The sequence below is a fragment of the Sporosarcina sp. NCCP-2222 genome, from assembly GCF_023168145.1.
In the GTDB taxonomy this organism is placed as follows: Bacteria; Bacillota; Bacilli; order Bacillales_A; family Planococcaceae; genus Sporosarcina.
Genome location: NZ_BQYK01000002.1, coordinates 1 through 18,535, shown reverse-complemented (window position 1 = coordinate 18,535; position 18,535 = coordinate 1). Strand labels below are relative to the sequence as shown.

Here is an 18,535-nt window from a genome sequence, read left to right as displayed (position 1 = left end):
TCCCATATCAGTTAAGGCTCGAATTTGCCGCGCTTTCATTTGCAAATGTAACCAATTGCTAAATGAAGAAACTAAAGGAGATTGAGTAGTTTGACAAAATTTTCAGACTTGAACATTAGCGAATCCACGCAGAAATCATTACAGCGCATGGGGTTCGAAGAAGCAACACCGATTCAAGAAGGCACAATCACATTTGGCATGGAAGGACGCGACGTCATCGGCCAAGCCCAAACAGGTACTGGTAAGACTGCTGCTTTTGGTATTCCGATTATCGAGAAAATCGATATGAACGACCCTTCTGTACAGGCTTTGATCATCGCGCCGACACGTGAGCTTGCCATCCAAGTATCCGAAGAGATCTACAAAATCGGCTACGGCAAACGTGCTCGTGTGTTGACAGTGTACGGAGGTCAAGAAATCGGGCGTCAAATTCGCGCTTTACGCAATAATCCACAAATCGTTGTGGGAACTCCGGGACGTATTTTGGACCATATCAACCGCAGAACATTGAAATTGAACAATGTGCAGACACTTGTTCTTGACGAAGCGGATGAAATGTTGAACATGGGCTTCATCGAAGACATCAACACAATTCTTGAAAACGTACCGGCTGAACGCCAGACGCTTCTGTTCTCGGCGACAATGCCTGGACCGATTCGCAAAATCGCAGAAACGTTCATGAAGGATCCGGAAATCGTTAAAATCAAATCAAAAGAAATGACAGTCGAGAACATTGAACAATTTTTCGTGAAATCACAGGAAAGCGAAAAATTTGATGTTCTGACACGTCTATTGAATGTGCATCAGCCTGAACTGGCTATCGTATTCGGCCGCACAAAGCGCCGTGTCGATGAACTATCCCACGCACTTAGCATTCGCGGTTACTTGGCGGAAGGGATCCATGGCGACTTGACGCAAGCGAAACGGATGTCCGTTCTTCGCCAATTCAAAGATAATAAAATCGATGTCCTCGTTGCAACAGACGTTGCTGCCCGTGGACTTGATATTTCAGGTGTCACACATGTTTACAACTTTGACATTCCGCAAGATCCTGAAAGCTATGTACACCGAATCGGCCGTACAGGACGCGCAGGAAAAAGCGGTGTTGCTGTCACATTCGTAACACCTCGGGAAATGAGTTATCTCCGTGTGGTGGAAGAAACAACGAAAAAGCGGATGACACCATTGCAGCCGCCGACATCTGACGAAGCACTCATCGGCCAACAACGTTTGGCGATGGAGCAATTGACAGAAATCGTTGAGAAAAACCAACTAGGCGACTACAAGCAAATGGCTTCCGAAATGCTAGAGAAATTCGAAGCGCATGACCTTGTCGCAGCTGCGTTGAAATCGTTGACGAAAGAGCCGGATGATACGCCGGTTAAAATTACGGAAGAGCGTCCATTGCCATCCCGCAAAACGCAATCCCGTGACCGTGGCGGCTACAAAGGCAGCCGTGGCGGCGGCCGTTCATTCGGCGGCGGCCGTGGCTATGGCGGCAATCGTCGAAGTGGCAACCGCGAAGGCGGAGGACGTCGCGAACGTTCTTCAAAACCAAGAAACGATAGATAATCAAAGAAAAAATCCAGGGAACGTTTAGACGTCCCCTGGATTTTTTGCGTTATTATGGGATTAAAAGGGCTAATACCATGGAGCTTGAGTAGTATGGTGATACAGAGGGATAACGGTACATACGGGGAGATGGCCGGTGGATATTTCGAAGTAATTGCTAACTAACTCTGAGTGAACGATAATTAGTTGGGTGTGGGTGATGAAAACCGATGAAACTCGGGAAGTGACTGATACCTGTTTCAAATCGATAACCATCAATAAAGCTGGAAGAGTGACCGATACCTATTCCAAGAGAATGATACATCTGTGGCGATGACTTGTAGCGTATAAATTAATATAAAAAAAGCCATTCACAATGTCCAGGCAATTCGTCATGCAGAGGTGAAACGTTTTTTGACTTGAGTCGTATAAGAGGATAAGAAAGAAGGGAAATGAGGTGTTTATTCATGAGACCACAACCTGCTAATCAAATATCGAGAAAAGGCCTGAAGGTGTGGAGGCTGTATGGTATTATCCAAACCAGTATTCTGACGCTGCTGGCAATTGGTTTCGGAGTATTGGTATACATAAATGATTGGTATACGTGGTTATATATCGCTGCAGCAGCAGTGGTCATTGCCGATTCCTATATCTCCATTTATTTGATTCCTAAAATCAGATGGATGCGGTGGAGGTACGAAGTGAGGGAGTCTGAAATTGAGTTGCAGCATGGCTTGTTTATTGTGAAGCGGACGCTGATTCCTATGGTGCGCGTGCAACATGTCGACACGTCACAAGGTCCGATTTTGAAGAAATATGGGCTCGCTGTCATTACCATATCAACGGCTGCGACCAATCATTCGATTCCGGCGCTTGAGATGGAAGAAGCGGATGAATTGAGAAATCGGATCTCGGTCCTGGCAAGGGTGGCGGAAGACGATGTCTGAGCAACGATATCGATTGCATTGGGTTACTGCAATTATCGAAACTCTAAAAGCGGCGAAAGAAGCGATTCTCCCGCTTGTTGTCCTGTTATTTGCAAATGGGCGCAGGGATTGGAATACCGGACTTTGGTACATCGATTATTTATCGTTCCTCATCTTAGGCGGCCTAATTATTCTATTGTCAGTCAGTGGACTTATCAAGTGGCTGCGATTTCAATATTGGTTTGAAGACGATGAATTACGAATCGAGTCAGGCTTATTCGTCCGTAAAAAGCGATACATTCCATTCGAGCGGATTCAAAGCCTTGATTACACAGAAGGAATTTTTCACCGTCCATTTAAGCTAGTGAAAGTAAATGTAGAAACCGCCGGCAGTTCATCCTTAAAAAAGTCGGAGGGAGAATTGACCGCCATCACGAAAGAGGCGGCTCGGCAAATCGAACAGCATATGGCGGAGGCGAAGCGGAAACGCAAGCAGCCTATGGCGGAGGATCTTGTGAATGATGATCCGTTTTATGAGGAAACGGTGGAGGCGGTAAAAGAAAAAGCACAAAAAGTATTCGCCCTTACCTCGAAGGATCTGTTCATCTTGGCGACCACTTCGGGAGGAATAGGCGTCATCTTATCCGGGGTGGCTATTTTCCTTTCCCAATTCGGGGAACTCATTCCATATGAGTGGATTTTTGATGAATTTGCCTCGTTTGTAAAATTTGGCGTTCTCATTGTCGGGCTCATCGTTTTTGCCGGAATTGTCGGTGTCTGGATTCTTTCGGTCATCATGACGTTCTTCTCCTATTATGGGTTTACCGTAACTTTGGAAGACGATGATATTGTCATCACGAGGGGCTTGCTTGAGAAAAAGAGAGTGACAGTGCCACTAAAACGGGTGCAAAGTGTAAGCGTTATTCAGAATCCGTTGCGCCAGCCTTTCGGTTACGCGTCGGTTTCCATTCATAGTGCGGGTGGCGGAGTCGGAGATGGAGCGAAGATCAACCTGTTCCCTTTGGTAAAGAAAAACGTTGTACAGGAAAGTCTAGAAGCCATTTTTCCGAACTATCATTTTGAGGAACCGACAACCAAACTTCCGAAGCGAGGAAAAGCATTTTTCTACCGAATTGATTTTCTATGGATGCTGCCGGTGATCGGGGCGTTGGCGTATTTCTTTTTTCCATACGGACTACTGTCGCTGCTTATCATTCCGGCCATCATCGCATTCGGCCTCTGGCAATATCGTTCAGGCGCGTATGCCATCTATGATAGCCAGCTGACGATGCGTTTCCGCGGCATCAGCCTGCAAACGGCCTACATGACAAAAAGAAGAATTCAATCGTTGGAAATGAAACAAAGCTACTTCAACAAACGGAAACAGGTTGCTACTATCGTGGCCAGTGCCAAATCCGGCATGGGGCAGCACCGCGGCATTATTCACTTTATGGAAGAAGGTGAAGCCGAACGCATTTTAAGCTGGTACGAGAAGCGTACAGTGCAAAACGCTGTGCCGCTGCTTCACGTAAAGGACGAATCGTTGGAAGGCGAATAAAGAACGAAGACGTGGCCCGGTGCGTATCGGGCCGCTTTTTTTTGTAGATGTACAGTTGGCGGGCGGCTCTACGACACAACATGGGATCATTGTAAGATGAACTTTATGAATTCTTCATCTGTCTATGCCATTTGTTAACCGTAAACCTAGTGAACCACACGTATAAGTCAGCGACCGCTCGTAAATATTTGCGAACCACTCGTATAAGTCAGCGACCGAGTCAAGTCCTTAATCCAGCAACCGCTCGTATACACTCGGGAACCACTCGAATAAGTCAGCAACCGCTCGTAAATGTTCGCGAACCACTCGAATAAGTCAGCAACCGCTCGTAAATGTTTGCGAACCACTCGAATAAGTCAGCAACCACTCGTATTCTCTTCGTAGCACTCCCCAAAAAACACAAAAAAAACCACCTGCCTGTGTTCAGCAGATGGCAGATGGTTATCGCCAGCGGACGATACGCTTCGGATGGAAGTAGCCGAGTCCGATGATGAAGCCAACGATGAGACCGGTGAGATGGCCGATGATGTCGATGTTTGGTTGCACAAAGGTCATGACGACACTAATGATGATCATTGGCAATATAATCTGGCGTAATTGGGGCAGTACGTTTTTTGTATAATAGACAAGTGCGCCGAATGCACCAAGGATGCCGAAGATTGCGCCGCTCGCTCCGACGTGGGAATAGTCGAGATCTTGAAGGAAGAACGCTGCAATGTTGCCGAAAATGCCAGATAGTAAATAAATGGTGATGAAACGGGCTTTGCCTGCAATGCGTTCCAATTCGGGACCGAAGATGAACAACGAAAACATATTGAACAGCAAATGTGTAAGCCCGCCATGAAGGAACATCGGTGTAACGAGGCGCCACCATTCTCCTGCGGCGATTCCGTAATTGAATCCGATGCCGAGAAGATACAGTCGGCCATTGAAAGACGTTACAATATAGATAACGATATTCAAAGCAATCAAAAACGAAACGACCGGATATAATCGAATATATTGAGAAAAATTTTCTCTGCGTATGAACATGATTTCACCTCAATCTTAGGATTCATTATACCGTTTGTAATTACATATTGAAAAGGGGAGAGATTCTGGATGATTACTGGTATCGGTCTGGATATAGTAGAGCTTGCCCGGATTGCGGATGCAAATGAGCGATCGGCTAAGTTTCGAGAGCGTGTGTTGACGAAGCGGGAGCTTGAGAGGTACAGCGAGCTGCGAGGCAACCGGCGCATTGAATTTTTGGCCGGTCGGTTTGCTGCAAAGGAGGCATATGCCAAAGCCAATGGAACGGGCATTGGACACACATGCGGCTTTCAAGATATTGAAATTCTTTCGGAGCCGGGCGGAAAGCCTGTGATTTATTTTCAAGGACGCCTGGCTGATGGTTTTGTTTCCATCACCCATACGAAGACGGTGGCCGCAGCTCAAGTTATTTTGCACGGATAAGCAGGCCGCTGGCACAGCTTGCATTGAATTTTTTTCATCAAAATAAAAATGAATGAGCCAAGCTCGCATAATTGTTCGTCCACCCTCATAAGATGACCTACCTGATTGAAATGAGAAAGGATGAACAGTATGCGCACCCGTATAGTTGCTTTAATGTTGGTTATGGTCATGGTTCTTCTCGCAGCATGTGGATCTCCCTCAAAAGAAGATGTTATGAAGAAGCTCAGCGGAAAATGGAATGACGCAAAGGGGTATGAGTTGCAGGCGACAATGGAAATTAAAACAGGTGCGGAGCCGCGGTTGTATGATGTAACGGTTTGGCATACGAAGCCTGATTTCTACAAGGTCAATGTCACGCAAGGCGGAACACAGGATTCTCAGATGATCGTCCGCAATGAAGAAGGGGTATTCGTCGTCACGCCGTCTCTTGGAAAAACATATAAATTCCAAAGCGATTGGCCGACGCAGAACAGTATGGGATATTTAATCGGTTCCCTGTCCGATGATATCAAGGCGGATAAGGAAGCGAAAATGACAGAAAAGGATAAGACTTATGTTTTTGAGACGGCGACACGGAACAATCACAAAAAAGTGTTGCCGACCCAGGAAATTCATATTGATAAAAAGACACTGCTGCCAAAACATGTCTCTGTCATGGATGCCAATAAAGAAGAGAAGATTCGTATTACGTTCTCCAAAATTACTCTAGGCATCGAGCATCGCCCGTCGGATTTCGCAGTGGATCAGGAAGACAAGGGAACTGAAAAACCGAAAGCTGATGAAAGTACAGATCAAACGGATCAGCAAACGTACTACCCGAACTTGAATTGGGAAGATACAACATTATTGAGTGAACAAACCGCGTCGACCGACGATGGAACTCGTTTCTTCTTGACGTATGGCGGTGGCAAGAGAGAGTTTGTTGTGGTCCAGGAACCTGCTAAGGCGCCTGACAATCAAATGCCTGTCTCCATCGAAGGAGATCCTGTCGATTTAGGATTCGCAGTGGCTGCATTGACGGAAACATCAATTCGCTGGGAGCAGAACGGAGTTGCCTTCTTCGTTGCATCCAACACATTGTCGAAAGAAGAACTTATAGAAGTGGCTTCCTCTATGGCGACAGATAATGTAAAATAAAGGAATACCCCAATTATATTCTGCTACTCTGGAATTGATTTGACGAGACGGCGGCGCAACGGGGATAATGGTTTCAAACATTACAACAAAAGAGGGATCATCGTGAAGGAAGCCAATTATCGCCCAACCGTAGCCGCTGTCAAACTTGAAGCGATTAAACGGAATGTGCAGAATTTGAAAGCGTATTTAAAAAATAACACCGAGGTCATAGCCGTCGTGAAAGCAGACGGCTATGGCCATGGTGAGGTTGAAACAGCTCGTGCCGCTATCGAGGCGGGGGCTGTCATGGTGGCGGTTGCCACGCCTGATGAAGCAGTACGCCTCCGGGACGGCGGAATCCGGGCAGATATTCTGGTCATGGGGCCATCTCCTGCAGCGTTCGCTGCCAAGGCGCTGGATGATCATATTACCCTTACTGTTTCTGATGCGGGCTGGATTGCACAGGCTGCAGAAATTCTTCAAGAAAATCAGAACAAGCTGAAAATCCACATTAAGGTGGATAGTGGAATGGGCCGAATCGGCCTGCGAAGTAAAGAAGGGCTCCAAGCGCTTCTGAAAGAAGTGGAGAGAAGTGGCCAATTCGAAGTTGATGGCATCTTCACCCATTTTGCTTGCGCGGACGAACCAGATTCTTGCAGGACAGAGGAGCAGTTTGAGACGTTCATGGCCATTGCTGGGATGATGCCGATAAAGCCAAGACTCGTTCACGCTTCTAATAGTGCAGCCACTTTGCTGTACCCGGATTTCGCACTTGATGCTGTTCGGTTTGGCATAAGTTTGTACGGTGTGGCTCCGTCCCCGTACACCAGCACGAAACTTCCATTCCAGCTGGAACGGGCGATGTCGATTGAAACGGAACTAGCCTATGTGAAGTTGCTGCCAAAAGGAAACCGGATCAGTTATGGTGGTACGTACGAGACTTCCGAAGATGAATGGATCGGCACGATTCCGATTGGTTATGCGGATGGTCTGCGCCGTGGCCTGCGCGGCCAGGAAGTATTGATTCAAGGTGAACGCATGCCGATTGTCGGCACAATTTGCATGGATCAGTGCATGGTCAGATTGCCGCGACAGCTCCCGGTTGGTGAAAAAGTGACGCTCATCGGCAGACAGGGTGAAGAAGAAATCCTGTTTGAGGAGTGGGCAGAATCGCTTGGCACCATTCCTTATGAGATTATGGTTTCGATTTCCAAGCGGGTACCGAGAATATATTGAGACGGAAATGGGTATGATCATTTTATACGTACTTTCGACAAACTCCACTTCATTATGAAGATTCTTGTCAATAAAATACCTTCTATGTCTTCTCATTGTCGAAGTTCAATGGTAAGATGAAGTAGAATAGAATCGATCGAGGGAACGGGGTCTGTCGGAGGTGCTAGTATTGCGAGAGAAAAAGAACATCAAGGAAGTTATCGTGAAAATTCCTAAGAAGATGTTAAACGAAATTGAACATACGGTCGTCCATCAGGAGCCGGAGCGTGAAGAATTCGTATATGTTTCGACAAAACGCTACGTTACCGATTACGAAGCGGAGACCATCCGCGAAGTGATGATGAAAGGGTACGTTGAAATGTCGCAAATCAACTTGAAAATTGCAAAAGAATGCTTGCATGCAGAGCTCGAGGCCCAGCATACGATGGAACGTCTCGTTAGCGGAGGATGAAAATTTGGCGATAAAACGTGGAGACGTCTTTTTTGCAGACCTGTCGCCTGTCGTTGGTTCCGAACAGGGCGGTACGAGACCGGTTCTAGTCATTCAAAATGACATAGGCAACCGGTTCAGTCCGACGGTGATTGTTGCGGCAATCACTGCGCAAATCCAAAAAGCAAAATTGCCGACACATGTTGAAATCGATGCGGAACGGTATGGATTCGAGCGGGATTCGGTCATCCTGCTCGAACAAGTTCGCACAATCGACAAGTCTAGGCTCACAGACAAAATCACCCACTTGGATGAGCAATTGATGGAAAGAGTGGATGAAGCACTCGAAGTCAGCTTCGGGTTGATCAAGTTTTAGAATACATAATCAAAATGGCATTATTGGACTTTGCCGTAAAAGGTCCACTAATGCCATTTTATTTTTTTACAACAAATTGGTATGCTTATTAAGAGCGGGCCATCATCATATAACATCGCTGCAGCACCAAAAACAGAAATCCAATTTGTCCCCGCTTTATCGGCTCAAATTGGGTTATTTTTAATTTATTTGCGTAAAAGGTGTTTCATTCGCCATTTTTCGTTACAATGGTTATAGGAAATGAATGAATCTGCGCATGTGTAAGAAATACCTGCTCGATTTAATTTGGAATAAGGTAAGGAGCAACAGATATAGCAGTCCCTGTTGGAAACAAACAGACAACCAGCGGCTGGACCGGCTATCATCATTCTGTAAAGAGCCAATTTGATTGCGAAGTTCGCATGAATGGCACCTTAATGGCCCGTCATCATGGGCTTATAAGGAGCTTATTTGATTTCTTTAAAAATCGGACGTTCTGGGCAGCAATGCTTGAAATATTACGATATTTGACGAGGAGGCATTTAGGGAGTCATGAACAAACTCATGGTAGAAAGTATTAATGGACACATGGACGAAATCATCGAGTGCTGGATCGCTAGGATGAAAGAGGAAAAAGGAGAGCGCTTTTTCCACTTCATGCCCGAAAATCTAGTGGAAAAGACAAGCCGGGAATTTGCTGAATTGATGACATCCAACATCATGGAAACGAATTCTATTGATAGTGATAAACTCAATGATTTTACTGAGAAGGTCGTCCGGTTTGGCTGGTCGATCAAATTTGTCAATAAGGCAATTGATAATTTCTCTTTTGTCGTTTTTGATTTACTGGAAGAGAAAGGCATTATGAACGAAGGCAATTTACGCCGTTTTCTCGAGACATTCACAACTTGGATCAGCCCGCTTCGAGAAAGTATTATCGACGCCTATTCGACGGAATGGGAACGAACTGTCAGCTTACAAAAGATCGCTTTACAAGAATTATCCGCTTCCCTTATTCCAGTATTCGACAAGATATCGGTTATGCCGCTCGTCGGGACCATCGATACGGAACGGGCTAAATTAATTATGGAAAATCTATTGGAAGGGGTCGTCAGCCAACGAGCTGAAGTTGTCCTTCTCGATATTACAGGTGTGCCGGTCGTCGACACGATGGTTGCCCATCATATCATCCAAGCGGCGGACGCAGTTCGGCTAGTCGGAGCAAAGTGCATGCTTGTCGGCATTCGTCCGGAAATAGCTCAGACTATTGTTGCCTTGGGAATTAACTTACATGATTTCACAACGAAGAGTACGCTGCAAAAAGGGATGCAGGCAGCATTGGCAATGACAAACCGAGAAATTGTGGAGGTGCATGGGGAATGAAAACCCGAATTCCAATACTAAAGTTGAATGACGTTCTCATCGTGTCAATCCAATGGGAGTTGGATGATCAAACAGCGATTCAATTTCAAGAAGATTTACTGACAAAGATGCATGAAACGTCAGCACTGGGAGTAGTCATCGACTTGACACCGATTGACTTCATCGATTCATTCATTGCAAAAGTGCTGGGCGACGTGATCAATATGACAGGGCTGATGGGAGCAAAAGTTGTGATAACCGGAATCCAACCCGCTGTTGCCATTACATTGATTGAACTAGGAATCCGTATGGAAAATGTCATGACAGCGCTTGACTTGGAAAACGGATTGGACAAACTTTATAAAGAATTGGAGGCCTGACCATGAGTTATCGGTCTTCTGTAGATATATACACGGAGTGGGATATTGTTGCTGCACGGCAAATGGGCCGAAATGAAGCAAAAAAGACCGGTTTCGGCACTGTTGACCAGGCCCGTATTACGACAGCAATCAGTGAGCTGGCTAGGAATATTTATCTGTACGCTGGCAAAGGTAAAATTGAAATTGAAAGAATTAGCGAAAATGGTTTCTTTGGAATTAAAATCATCGCCTCGGATGAAGGACCGGGCATCAGCGATCTCCGGAAGGTGATGGAAGACGGCTATTCCACTTCAGGTGGATTAGGCGCAGGCATGCCGGGCGTTAAGAGGTTGATGGACGATTTTAAAGTCGTTTCTGAACCGGGCGTCGGTACAACTATAACCGCAAAGAAATGGCTCCATTAAGATAGGAGGATGAAGGATGCCTCGGGAAGTCGGTCGGCAGTACAAAGAAATATTGAAGAAATATATCGACAGTCAAAGTGAAGAGGATTTATACGTCGGGCAGCAATTCAGCAGGCGGTTCATCGAGAAGCAAATAGCGCCGGAAGATGTTATAAGTATCCACAAAACAGCACTGCTTGAACTGCTGCCGGACTTACAAGAAGAAGTATGGGATTCCATGGACTTCCTCATTGAGATGATGATTCATTACGGGCTCACATTGCGGGAGCATCAGAGCCTCATCCGTAAACAGGAAGTCATGCAGATGGAAATGAATGTCGCAACGCAAGTACAGGGCACGTTGTTGAAGACGTCGACGCCGAATGTGAAAGGATTGGACGTCGGATGGGTCTCTCAACCTGCTCACCAGATGAACGGCGATTATGTCTATTTCCTCAATGAAAATCAGCATGTCGCCAGTGTTGCGGTTGCGGACGTGATGGGCAAAGGGATCCCTGCCGCCCTTTGCATGTCCATGATCAAATTCGGGATGGACGGGCTGGAACAAGGTGATACCGATCCGCGTGCCGTACTCGATGTCATTAACCGGATTGTAGAAAAAAGTGTGGACAATTCCATGTTTATCTCTATGTTCTATGGAAAATATGACGGCTGTTCATCTACATTCTCCTATTCATCTGCAGGCCATGAACCGGCCCTTTATTATCACGCTGCAAGTGGGACGTTCATGGAATTGGATGCGAAAGGATTGCTCCTCGGAATTAAAACAGATGTTGTGTATGAAGAGCATACTGTGGAAATGCAAGAGGGCGACTTTATAGCGATGATGACAGACGGAGTTACTGAAACACGTACGGAGGAAGGGTTCATCGAAATCGGTGAAATCCAACAACTGCTGAAGGATGTAAGGGACCAATCCGCCCAAAAGATGGCGGAACACCTGTACAACGAACTTGCCGGTCTTCAGGAATATCGATTAGGCGATGATTTTACTATTGTCATTTTCAAAAAAGATCCGGAAGAGGTTTAACGTATCTGCATATTGGGTATTTACATAGTTAGTACTATATGTTGCAGAAATTAAAGATTCGGGGTGCGAAAATGAACTTACAAGTTGAATTGTTGGAACAAGATAGTATTCAATATTTTAAAGTCATTGGAGAGATTGATGCGTTTACCGCGCCGATACTCCGTGAACGTTTAGCAACCGTGGAAGGAACACCGAACCTGCAGGCGGAATTGGATCTGTCTGATGTGGATTATATGGATAGTACCGGACTCGGTGTATTTGTCGGATTCTACAAAGCTGTTAAAGCAAATGGCGGACATGTGAAAATTACAGGGTTAAATCGACGCTTGAGCCGGCTGTTTGAGATAACAGGCCTGAGTGAAATCATTGACATCGAGAAGAAGGAAAGTGAGGATCACGATGCAACCATATGATTATATCGAAATTAAGATACCTGCGAAGGCGCAATACGTCGGCGTTGCCCGGTTAATGATTTCCGGGATTGCAAGCCGTCTAGGATTTACATATGACGACATCGAAGATTTAAAGATTGCGTCCAGTGAAGCAATTACCAATGCAGTACAGCACGCTTATCAGGATGAAGAAGGAGAGGTTGTCGTCGGATGTGCTCTTTTCGAAGATCGGCTGGAAATCATGATTGCAGATCATGGCGGAAGCTTTGATTTCGAAGAGACGAAAAAGCATATCGGGCCGTATGACGAATCTGCCGAAGTCGAGTTTTTACGAGAAGGCGGTTTGGGCCTTTACTTGATGGAAACGCTCATGGATGAAGTAAAATTACATCATGAGGAGGGCGTGACTGTCTTTATGACTAAATATCTCGGCGGAGAGCGGGGCGAAGAAGATGTCAAACGAACAGCCAGCTCATAAGCCGGATACGAAGGAGCAAGTATTGGAATGGATCCGGAATTTCCAGGACAACAATGACGAAGAGGCGCAAACAAATCTAGTACTGCACTACGAACGTCTCGTCCATTCCATTGCTCGTAAATATTCTAACGGCAAACCGTATCATGAAGATATTGTCCAAGTCGGCATGCTAGGCCTCCTCGGAGCCATTCGCCGATATGACCCGGAACTCGGTCGCAGCTTTGAAGCCTTTGCAGTACCGACCATCGTCGGGGAAATTAAACGATTCCTCCGTGACAAGACATGGGCCGTCCATGTTCCTCGTCGAATCAAGGAACTCGGACCGAAAATCAAAGCCGCGGCAGAAGCGTTGACGACGGAGTTGCAACGATCGCCGCTTGTCAGTGAAATTGCAGACTACTTGGAAACGGACGAGGAACTTGTGTTGGAAGCGATGGAAATGGGAAGAAGCTATCAAGCACTTTCGATGGATCATACGCTCGAAGCGGATTCGGAAGGCGGAACAGTCACCCTGTTCGATATAATTGGAGAACCGGACGAAGAATTCGAAAAAACGGACCACCGTCTGGTTGTCGCAAACGCACTGAGTGTCTTGTCAGAGCGGGAAAAGCAGATCATCCAGTATACATATATCGAACAACTTAGCCAAAAAGAGGCGGGTGAACGGCTCGGTATTTCCCAAATGCACGTTTCGAGACTGCAGCGAAAAGCGATCAAAAAACTTCAGGAAGCAATATTATCAGCTGGTGGTGCTTCATAGTGGAAACCTTTAAGAACGAATATGTGGAAGCCTATATTTATAATTCGGCCAAGCATGGCAATACCGAATCGGGAGATACCTACTTCATCCATTCGGAAAAGGATTATTTCATTTGTGCTATTGCGGACGGGCTCGGCAATGGTGTCGTTGCCCGTCAATCGGCCGCTGTGATTCCTCGTGTGCTAGAGCAATATCACCATGAATCCCTGGACGAATTGCTGAACCGCTGCAATGAATACATGGTGCAAAAACGCGGGGCTGCGGTGGCAATTGTCAAAGTGGATTTTAGAGAATGTACAATCGAATATAGTTGCGTAGGCAATGTTCGATTGTATATTTTACATAATGGCCAAAAGATGATTTACCCGTTGCCGGTAATGGGCTACCTTTCCGGCCGCCCGCAAAAGATGAAAACCCAAAAATACGAATACCAGAATGGTGACATGTTCTTCCTTCATTCGGATGGCATTGTCATGAAAAGCCCAAAAGCCAGCATGCAGGAAAGCGTCAATGCCTACGAACTGTATGAGCGAGTAAGAAAGACGACAGACGGTATCGGCGATGACGCCACTTTCATCGCCGGCGACCTGCTTCGCTCGGATTGCTGAACAGAAGTAATAATAGAAGATAATGAACTGCAGAATCGGTCATCCCGGTTCTGCAGTTTTTTATTGTTTTTTTGAGCAAAGCGGTACTTTATATGTTTGGTGCAGTGCTTGTAAGCAGCAGAAAGAGTGCTCGTATATCTTAGGTAGTGCTCGTAAGCAGTGGAAGAGTGCTCGTATAGTCTAGGAAATACTCGTAAGTAGTAGGAGAGTGCTCATATATTCTAGGGAAATGCTTGTTAGCAGAAGAGCATGCTAGAAAGTGGTTTCAAACCTCTCGAATAATTTATCTTCCATCCACCAGGTAAACTGGATTTCTTTAAACCATTGATAGCCAGCTGTAAATTCCTTCTATCTTCCCAATGCCCCGCACCTATAACCGCAATACTATTCTTAATCAATGGAAGGTAATCTCAAAAGCAACGGCGAACTAAGCAGGGATAAACTGATTCTGGTATCATTTATGTAAGAAAGGGTGATTGACATGTCAACTGCAATTATCGAAAAGGCGGCCAAGCGTGCGGGAATTAACTCACGGCAGACGGCCAGTGTCATAGAATTATTGGAATCTGGAAATACAGTTCCCTTCATTGCGCGGTACCGAAAAGAAGCGACCGGTTCGTTGGATGAAGTTCAAATTAAAACAATAGAAGAAGCGTATCATTATGAAAAAAGCTTGGAACAACGTAAAGAAGAAGTTATCCGTTTGATCGAGGAACAGGGCAAGTTGACGGACGACTTGCAAAATGAGATTGAAAAAGCGAGTGTTTTGCAGCGTGTGGAAGATTTGTATCGGCCATACAAGCAAAAACGACGGACGCGTGCGATGGTGGCGATTGAAAAAGGGTTGGAGCCATTGGCGGATGCATTGCTTGCGTTTTCATCGGAGGTTCCTGAGAAGTTAGCAACACCGTTTATTGACGTTGAAAAAGAAATTCCGACCGCTGAGGAAGCACTCGCGGGAGCCAGAGATATTATCGCAGAGCGAATTGCGGATGATGCGGCCCTTCGTGATAAAGTCAGGAAGCTCGCTTGGTCGGATGGAAGCATGACATCCGTGTTAAAGAAAGATGCTGACGATGAACGAGGCGTATACAGTATTTATTACGAATACGAAGAACCATTGAAAAAGATAGTCCCCCACCGAGTGCTCGCGTTGAATCGCGGGGAGAAGGAAGAATTGCTGCGTGTTTCTGTGTCGTTTCCGGCTGAGCGGATCATTGGAGAGTTGGAAAAAGCGCGTATTCAAAAGAGTCACTCGCCTGCAGCGGCTCAAGTGAAATTGGCGATTGAGGATGCGTTTAAACGGCTGATCGCTCCTTCTGTAGAAAGGGAGATTCGGGCATCACTAACTGAAAAAGCGGAAGCACAAGCCATTCATGTGTTTTCGGAGAACTTGAAGAGCCTTTTGCTCCAGCCGCCACTTAAAGGCAGAATCGTCCTCGGGGTTGACCCGGCATTTAGAACCGGATGTAAACTTGCGGTTGTCAATGAAACCGGAAAGGTGCTCGAAATATCGGTCATCTATCCCCATCCGCCGAAACCCAAAAAAGAGGAATCCAAGCGGATGATACTTGAATTGATTAAAAAATACGGGGTTACGATCATTGCGATTGGCAACGGTACGGCCTCAAGGGAGACCGAACACTTTATTGCGGAATGTATTAAAGAAGCAGCCACTCCTGTTTCCTATGTAATTGTGAACGAAGCCGGAGCCAGTGTCTATTCGGCGTCTGCCCAGGCGAGGGAAGAGTTCCCGGATTTACAAGTCGAGCAGAGAAGTGCGGTATCAATTGCAAGAAGACTGCAAGATCCACTATCCGAGCTAGTGAAGATTGATCCGGAATCCATTGGGGTGGGACAGTACCAACATGATGTGGCCAGGAAGAAACTTTCCGAATCCTTATCATTTGTTGTCGAAACAGCCGTGAACCGGGTTGGTGTCAATGTGAATACGGCCTCCCCGTCGCTTTTGCAATATGTAGCTGGATTATCAAAATCCGTTGCTGAAAATATTGTCAAGAAGCGTGAGGAGGATGGAGGCTTTACAAAGAGATCCCAGTTGAAAAAAGTGCCGAGACTGGGGGCGAAGACTTATGAGCAGGCAATTGGATTTCTTCGAATTCCGGAAGCGGCAGATCGTTTTGATTCGACCGGCATTCACCCGGAAAGCTATGATTTGGCGAAGTTAATACTAGAGGAAGCAGGAATCAGCAAGGACAAGCTCGGTCAAAAAGAAGCAGTCGAAGCTCTTTCTTCACTGTCTCTATCGCAGTTGGCTGAAAAATTGCAAGTTGGCGAAGTGACGTTAAAGGATGTGGTCGAAACATTACAACGGCCGAATCGAGACCCGCGAGAAGATTATCCGCAGCCGCTTCTCAAGGCGGATGTGCTGGATATTGATGATCTCCATGAAGGGCTTGAGATGCAGGGGACCGTTCGAAATGTCGTCGACTTTGGTGCATTTGTTGATATTGGGGTGTCCGAAGATGGACTCGTGCACATCTCCAAATTGCGTAAAGGGTTTGTAAAGCATCCATTAGATGTTGTTGCTTCGGGCGATATTGTAACGGTATGGGTAGAATCGGTTGATAAAGCAAAGGGTAGAATAGCGCTGACTATGCTGCCACCAGCAGGGAAATAACGGAGAGACCGATGAACGAAAATGAATTACAGAGACTTATTGAAGACGTGTCTAGCGAAGTATTCAATAAACCATTCACCCATGCGGCTTCATTTAATAGAAGACTAAGAACAACAGGCGGTCGTTATAAGTTGTCTGACAGCTCGATCGAAATTAACCCTGTTGTTTTGCAGAAGTATGGCGTGGAAGAATTGATCGGGGTAATTAAACATGAGCTATGCCACTATCATTTGCATAGGGAAGGAAAGGGATACAAACACGGTGATAAGGACTTCAAAAAGCTATTGGCTGAAACGGGATCTCCCCGCTATTGCAAACAGCTTGAAGAAATAAAACCTCAAAAGACAGTTCACCACATATACAGATGTACGTCATGCCGACTCGAATATAAGCGTAAACGAAAGATGGATACGCGGAAATATCGCTGTGGAAAATGTAGGGGAGAAATCGAGTACATCAAGAAGATGGAGTAACCAAGTTCAGCCGGACCAAGATTTTCAGGTCCGGCTGAACTTGGTTCTTTTCTCATGAATAGTCATGTAGAGATAACTTCATTGCTGTAGAATCCACTCGTTTTACACGAGCAAAAAGCGATAGAATAGGCTATCTATAGAGTTTCGAAAAAAAGTTGCTTAAAAGTGTTGACGAATGGTTCAAGTGTATCTATAATAGAAAAAGTCGATTGGGAAACAAACTAAAAGACAAAAGAGGCAACAGCCTTTCATTATAAATATGGCCCCTTGGTCAAGCGGTTAAGACACCGCCCTTTCACGGCGGTAACACGGGTTCGAATCCCGTAGGGGTCACTTTGGTTTTTGAAAAAAGTACTTGCAATTGGCGAGTGGGTGATGTATAATTACTCCTTGTTGTTGCAATATAGTAGAGCTGGCAAGTTGCTCGGCGTATCATTTATGGGGTATAGCCAAGCGGTAAGGCAACGGACTTTGACTCCGTCATTCGTTGGTTCGAATCCAGCTACCCCAGCCAATTTTTCAAACGGAACGTTTGAAAAATTTGCGAGAAATACCGAGAGGTATTTGGAGCAAAAACTTAAATAAAACGAGAAATACCGTAAGGTGTTTGGAGCAAAACCTAAACGCAACAAGAAATACCAAAGCTTAAGTCGTGTAAACACATAAGTAATTGTACCTTAACAACATCCTATACGAGCCATTAGCTCAGTCGGTAGAGCATCTGACTTTTAATCAGAGGGTCGCAGGTTCGAATCCTGCATGGCTCACCATTCTCTTAAAAAAAGTTGTTGACTTTTGGAGTGAAAGTTGTATAATAAAACTTGCTTCAGGAAAACAATATGCGGTAGTGGCGGAATGGCAGACGCGCTAGGTTGAGGGCCTAGTGGGGGTTAACCCCGTGGAGGTTCAAGTCCTCTTTACCGCACCAATACTTTCTATAAAAATAATGCGCCCGTAGCTCAATTGGATAGAGCGTCTGACTACGGATCAGAAGGTTATGGGTTCGACTCCTGTCGGGCGCGCCATTTACATTTTAATATGCGGGTGTAGTTTAGTGGTAAAACCCCAGCCTTCCAAGCTGGTGATGAGGGTTCGATTCCCTTCACCCGCTCCACTAATTAATTTAAAATAATGCTTGACTTAATGAAAGATAAGTGTTAAACTAGAAAAGTTGCTGCAAACAAGCAACAAACATGAACCTTGAAAACTGAACAGCAAAACGTCAACAATAAAGTCGGAACCCGGCCCTGTCGGGAAGAAGACAAACATGAATCTTTGGATTCAAAATTGACATCTTAAATGATGCCAGCAAGAAACTCGAGCTATTCGAATTTCTCTTTTATGGAGAGTTTGATCCTGGCTCAGGACGAACGCTGGCGG

The 18,535-nt window shown here is 45.7% G+C and carries 19 protein-coding genes and 6 tRNA genes; 24 read left to right on the top strand and 1 reads right to left on the bottom strand.

From position 1 onward, the window contains the following. Positions 1-90 precede the first annotated feature (90 nt). The 3 genes from cshA (at position 91) to NCCP2222_RS03920 (ending at position 4,035) form a co-directional block, all read left to right on the top strand. Positions 91-1,572, top strand: a complete 1,482-nt coding sequence (cshA, locus tag NCCP2222_RS03930; protein ID WP_248509829.1) for a degradosome RNA helicase CshA — start codon at positions 91-93, stop codon at positions 1,570-1,572. A 446-nt stretch (positions 1,573-2,018) separates the two neighbouring features. Further along, positions 2,019-2,498, top strand: coding sequence for a PH domain-containing protein (locus NCCP2222_RS03925; protein ID WP_248509828.1), 480 nt, complete (start codon positions 2,019-2,021; stop codon positions 2,496-2,498). Then, the gene (locus NCCP2222_RS03920) at positions 2,491-4,035 is read left to right on the top strand and encodes a PH domain-containing protein (protein ID WP_248509827.1); all 1,545 of its coding nucleotides are present in this window, start codon (positions 2,491-2,493) and stop codon (positions 4,033-4,035) included. Before NCCP2222_RS03925 ends, NCCP2222_RS03920 begins: the two co-directional genes overlap by 8 nt. A gap of 441 nt (positions 4,036-4,476) precedes the next feature. On the opposite strand, the gene NCCP2222_RS03915 is transcribed toward NCCP2222_RS03920, so the two are convergent. Continuing rightward, positions 4,477-5,067 carry a rhomboid family intramembrane serine protease gene (locus NCCP2222_RS03915; protein ID WP_248509824.1) on the bottom strand — a complete coding sequence of 197 codons (591 nt, stop codon included), beginning with the start codon at positions 5,065-5,067 and terminating at the stop codon, positions 4,477-4,479. Between the two features lie 69 nt (positions 5,068-5,136). Between NCCP2222_RS03915 and acpS the strand changes: the two genes are divergently transcribed. From acpS to NCCP2222_RS03810, 21 genes are all read left to right on the top strand, one after another. Next, positions 5,137-5,490: a holo-ACP synthase gene (gene acpS, locus NCCP2222_RS03910; protein WP_248509822.1), complete on the top strand. Its 354-nt coding sequence runs from the start codon at positions 5,137-5,139 to the stop codon at positions 5,488-5,490. 129 nt (positions 5,491-5,619) lie between these two features. Beyond that, on the top strand, positions 5,620-6,627 hold the full coding sequence (locus NCCP2222_RS03905) for a LolA family protein (protein WP_248509820.1): 1,008 nt from the start codon (positions 5,620-5,622) through the stop codon (positions 6,625-6,627). Between the two features lie 102 nt (positions 6,628-6,729). Then, the gene (gene alr / locus NCCP2222_RS03900) at positions 6,730-7,842 is read left to right on the top strand and encodes an alanine racemase (RefSeq protein ID WP_248509818.1); all 1,113 of its coding nucleotides are present in this window, start codon (positions 6,730-6,732) and stop codon (positions 7,840-7,842) included. 160 nt (positions 7,843-8,002) lie between these two features. Next, on the top strand, positions 8,003-8,293 hold the full coding sequence (locus NCCP2222_RS03895) for a transcriptional regulator (RefSeq protein ID WP_238079191.1): 291 nt from the start codon (positions 8,003-8,005) through the stop codon (positions 8,291-8,293). A gap of 4 nt (positions 8,294-8,297) precedes the next feature. Beyond that, on the top strand, positions 8,298-8,648 hold the full coding sequence (locus NCCP2222_RS03890) for a type II toxin-antitoxin system PemK/MazF family toxin (protein ID WP_207958896.1): 351 nt from the start codon (positions 8,298-8,300) through the stop codon (positions 8,646-8,648). Between the two features lie 531 nt (positions 8,649-9,179). After that, positions 9,180-10,010 (top strand): RsbT co-antagonist protein RsbRA, encoded by an 831-nt coding sequence (locus tag NCCP2222_RS03885; RefSeq protein ID WP_248509816.1) that lies wholly within the window; start codon positions 9,180-9,182, stop codon positions 10,008-10,010. Further along, entirely contained in the window at positions 10,007-10,369 is a 363-nt protein-coding gene (locus NCCP2222_RS03880) for an STAS domain-containing protein (protein ID WP_184212248.1), read from the top strand. Before NCCP2222_RS03885 ends, NCCP2222_RS03880 begins: the two co-directional genes overlap by 4 nt. A 2-nt stretch (positions 10,370-10,371) precedes the next feature. Then, on the top strand, positions 10,372-10,773 hold the full coding sequence (locus NCCP2222_RS03875) for an anti-sigma regulatory factor (RefSeq protein WP_248509814.1): 402 nt from the start codon (positions 10,372-10,374) through the stop codon (positions 10,771-10,773). Between the two features lie 16 nt (positions 10,774-10,789). Continuing rightward, positions 10,790-11,803 (top strand): PP2C family protein-serine/threonine phosphatase, encoded by a 1,014-nt coding sequence (locus tag NCCP2222_RS03870; protein WP_248509812.1) that lies wholly within the window; start codon positions 10,790-10,792, stop codon positions 11,801-11,803. Positions 11,804-11,874: 71 nt separating this feature from the next. Continuing rightward, positions 11,875-12,216, top strand: a complete 342-nt coding sequence (locus NCCP2222_RS03865; RefSeq protein ID WP_238079187.1) for an anti-sigma factor antagonist — start codon at positions 11,875-11,877, stop codon at positions 12,214-12,216. Continuing rightward, positions 12,203-12,673, top strand: a complete 471-nt coding sequence (gene rsbW / locus NCCP2222_RS03860) for an anti-sigma B factor RsbW (RefSeq protein ID WP_238079186.1) — start codon at positions 12,203-12,205, stop codon at positions 12,671-12,673. Before NCCP2222_RS03865 ends, rsbW begins: the two co-directional genes overlap by 14 nt. Further along, a complete protein-coding gene (sigB, locus tag NCCP2222_RS03855; protein WP_248509811.1) occupies positions 12,648-13,433 on the top strand; it encodes an RNA polymerase sigma factor SigB in 786 nt (261 codons plus the stop codon). Before rsbW ends, sigB begins: the two co-directional genes overlap by 26 nt. After that, positions 13,433-14,041: a PP2C family serine/threonine-protein phosphatase gene (locus NCCP2222_RS03850; RefSeq protein ID WP_248509809.1), complete on the top strand. Its 609-nt coding sequence runs from the start codon at positions 13,433-13,435 to the stop codon at positions 14,039-14,041. The genes sigB and NCCP2222_RS03850 overlap by 1 nt, the downstream gene beginning before the upstream one ends. A gap of 481 nt (positions 14,042-14,522) precedes the next feature. After that, positions 14,523-16,682: a Tex family protein gene (locus NCCP2222_RS03845; RefSeq protein WP_248509807.1), complete on the top strand. Its 2,160-nt coding sequence runs from the start codon at positions 14,523-14,525 to the stop codon at positions 16,680-16,682. Positions 16,683-16,693: 11 nt separating this feature from the next. Beyond that, positions 16,694-17,155 carry a SprT family protein gene (locus NCCP2222_RS03840; protein WP_248509806.1) on the top strand — a complete coding sequence of 154 codons (462 nt, stop codon included), beginning with the start codon at positions 16,694-16,696 and terminating at the stop codon, positions 17,153-17,155. Between the two features lie 261 nt (positions 17,156-17,416). Then, a tRNA-Glu gene (locus NCCP2222_RS03835) sits at positions 17,417-17,488 on the top strand. Between the two features lie 106 nt (positions 17,489-17,594). Then, positions 17,595-17,669: transfer RNA gene (locus NCCP2222_RS03830), tRNA-Gln, on the top strand. Positions 17,670-17,849: 180 nt separating this feature from the next. Then, a tRNA-Lys gene (locus NCCP2222_RS03825) sits at positions 17,850-17,925 on the top strand. 71 nt (positions 17,926-17,996) lie between these two features. Beyond that, a tRNA-Leu gene (locus tag NCCP2222_RS03820) sits at positions 17,997-18,083 on the top strand. 20 nt (positions 18,084-18,103) lie between these two features. Next, positions 18,104-18,180 (top strand) — tRNA-Arg (locus NCCP2222_RS03815). Positions 18,181-18,195: 15 nt separating this feature from the next. After that, a tRNA-Gly gene (locus NCCP2222_RS03810) sits at positions 18,196-18,269 on the top strand. Positions 18,270-18,535 lie beyond the last annotated feature (266 nt).